Source organism: Alkalibacterium iburiense, assembly GCF_039521845.1.
GTDB classification, from domain to species: Bacteria; Bacillota; Bacilli; order Lactobacillales; family Carnobacteriaceae_A; genus Alkalibacterium; species Alkalibacterium iburiense.
This window is the reverse complement of sequence record NZ_BAAACW010000141.1, coordinates 1-2,902: the sequence shown is the minus strand read 5'-3', so window position 1 is coordinate 2,902 and position 2,902 is coordinate 1. Positions and strand designations below refer to the sequence as shown.

Below are 2,902 nucleotides of genomic sequence, written 5' to 3'. Positions count from 1 at the left end.
ACTCCCACTTATGTTAATCAGAGGAAGTATTTCTCTTTTTTTCTTGTTTTTTCATAAAACTTTTTACACTACCAACGATTACTTACAAAGTCTATAATGCTAATAGTCACGAATAAGACGATTAAGATCATCATGAGTCGGTCATAACGGAAAAAGCTCATATTACGATTGAGTAATTGCCCAATTCCTCCAGCACCAATAAATCCTAAAACTACAGAGGCCTTCACATTCATTTCTAAAACATAAAGCGTGTATGATGCATAATAAGGTAAAATTTGAGGCATGACGCCGTAGTGTATAACCTGAAGGAGATTTCCTCCACTTGCTGTTATGGCATCCAGCGGACCTTGATTAATGCCTTCAGTCGTTTCACTTAACATCTTGGCCAATATACCTGAGGTGAAAATAGTCAGAGCAATAATCCCCGAAACAGATCCCATACCTAGAAAGGCAACGACGAGAATGGCTAAAATGAGATCTGGAATGGTTCTTAAGAAATTTAAGGCATTTCGCACGACTCTGTATAAGCGTGGATTCTTGTTTATATTATTGGAGGCTAAAAATGTCAAAGGTAAAGCAACAATAGCTGCAAACGTAGTGGATAATAAAGCAATATTCCATGTCTCTACTAAATACTCAAAACTCGTAGAAAAGTAGCTCCAATCTGGTGGGAGAAAGTCTGTGAAAATCATGTCCCATAAGATGGCAAAACCTCGAATAAGGTTGGCCGGGTCGGCGTCTGTTGCAAAGAGTGAAGCAATGTATAAAAGGATAACCACCGCAATCGTGATAACTGTTCGTATGACAAACTTTCTGGAAACAATAGATATTTTATCATTAGATGGTGTCTTTTTATTCGTCATCGTCTTCATCCCCTCGCAAATCATCTTCACGAATTGGACGGTCATATATTTGCTCAAAGGTTTCTTTCGTTACTTGTGATACGGGTCCATCGAATACTACTTCGCCGTCACGCATGCCGATAATACGGTCTGCATATTCCATTGCCATATCGATGAAGTGTAAGTTTACAATGGTTGTCAAATTGTCTTCTTTAGATATACGTCTCAAGTCTTTCATTACTTTATGAGAAGTTGGCGGATCTAGAGAGGCGACAGGTTCATCGGCCAGAATAACTTTGGGTTGTTGTGTGACGACTCGTGCTATACTGACTCGCTGCTGCTGGCCGCCACTTAACTGATCAGCTCTGACGTAAGCTTTATCTTTAATGCCTACACGGTCTAAATTATCCATCGCTAGTTTTAAATCTTCTTGAGGGAAAATACCAAGTAGACTTTTGAGTGTTCCCGTGTGTCCTAAACGACCAGCCATAACGTTGCGTAATACAGATAAACGTTTAACTAAGTTGTAGTCCTGGAAGATCATGCCCACTTTTGTTCGAAGCGATCGTAATTTATTATCTTTCAAGAAAGTAACGTCTTCGCCATCTACAATTAATTGTCCACTTGTTGGATTAGTCATTCGATTAATGCTTCTAATGAGTGTGGACTTACCTGCTCCAGACAAGCCAACAACAACCACAAATTCGCCTTCTTCTACAACCAAATTTATATTTTTTAAAGCTTCTAATCCATTCGGATAGGTTAAAGAAAGGTTTTTAAACTCAATCACTACAGTCACCTCATGTCTCTTTCTTTTTAAATTCTGTTTCAATTATGTAGCTACAATGGATAGTACTTTTCCAAAAAAAAGGATGTTTATCCTCTTTACCACTTTCAGTAATTAGATAAACATCCTAACTTACTTCACTTTAACTTAATCAATTAAATCTTCAAAAGCCTCATAGGCATCTCGAACGATGTCATATTCTGAATCTTCAGCGGGTTCAATACCATCCCACTCATAGATTTCATGCATGGCTTGTAAAGCTTCTTCATTGTCTTCCATTGATAGGAAAGCATTGGTAATGTCTTCTTTAAGGTCGTCAGGCATGCCACCATATAATGAAACTGTATCATTTGGTATAGGGTCAGTATAACCGACTACGCGTATCTGGTCTTCAATGTCCTCGATTTCGTCTGACAAGTTTCCTCTTGCATCATCAAAGGTTGTGGCAAAGTCAGCATTTCCATCTAATAACTGCAAAAGAGCATTATCATGTCCTTGTACTTCTAAGTGCTGAAACTTCCCTTCTAAGTCGTCAATTCCTGCGTTTAAGAATTCAACCCCTGGGAACAAGTAACCTGATGTCGAAGAATACCCCGGGAAAGCCCAGACAAGTCCTTCTGAATTCACTAAATCATCAAAATCCTGAATATCCGAATCTGCTGGAACGTTATATTGAGCAACATATGAACCTGACCCAAAACGAATAGATTTAGCGACTACTTCAATATCTCCTCTTTCAGCTGCTTGGACATATCCGAATGCCGGTAAGAAGCCAATTTGAGTTTGACCTGTACGCATCGCTTCAACAAGTCCCACATAATCCGTTGTTACTTGAGCGGTCACAGGTATTCCTAAAGCTTCTTCTAAATAATCAGCCAAAGGTTGAGCGTTATCCGCAATGTTTTCTGCATCAGATGATGGAACAAACCCCATAATTAGTTCCTCATACTCTTCAGTATTCTCTTCGTTAGTTGCTGAATCTGTTGCATTATTATCTTCTGTTGCATCCTCCGCACCACAGGCAGTTAATACTCCAGCAGCCATAAGACTCAAAATCCATTTACTGTACTTTTTCATCTTCAACACCCAAACCTCTCCATTTTAGTTATGTATCAGCGACATTTATAGTTATTAGTTTGTGAATGAATCTTTGGGCTGTCGCTATAAACCCAAGCTATCCATCCATTGTACTGCAAATCTTATTACTCAAGTTTTGCAGTTAAAAAATAGCCTTTGACCCTTGGTGTCATTGACTTGGTACCGATTATTATGC

At 38.9% G+C, this 2,902-nt stretch carries 3 protein-coding genes; all 3 read right to left on the bottom strand.

Annotated features, from left to right (window positions below):
* Positions 1-68: 68 nt before the first annotated feature.
* The 3 genes from phnE to ABDZ53_RS11145 all read right to left on the bottom strand — a co-directional run bounded on the left by phnE (position 69) and on the right by ABDZ53_RS11145 (position 2,706).
* Positions 69-863, bottom strand: a complete 795-nt coding sequence (gene phnE, locus ABDZ53_RS11155; RefSeq protein ID WP_343756548.1) for a phosphonate ABC transporter, permease protein PhnE — start codon at positions 861-863, stop codon at positions 69-71.
* Entirely contained in the window at positions 853-1,632 is a 780-nt protein-coding gene (gene phnC / locus ABDZ53_RS11150; protein ID WP_343756547.1) for a phosphonate ABC transporter ATP-binding protein, read from the bottom strand. Before phnC ends, phnE begins: the two co-directional genes overlap by 11 nt.
* A 144-nt stretch (positions 1,633-1,776) precedes the next feature.
* Positions 1,777-2,706, bottom strand: a complete 930-nt coding sequence (locus tag ABDZ53_RS11145; protein ID WP_343756549.1) for a phosphate/phosphite/phosphonate ABC transporter substrate-binding protein — start codon at positions 2,704-2,706, stop codon at positions 1,777-1,779.
* Positions 2,707-2,902 lie beyond the last annotated feature (196 nt).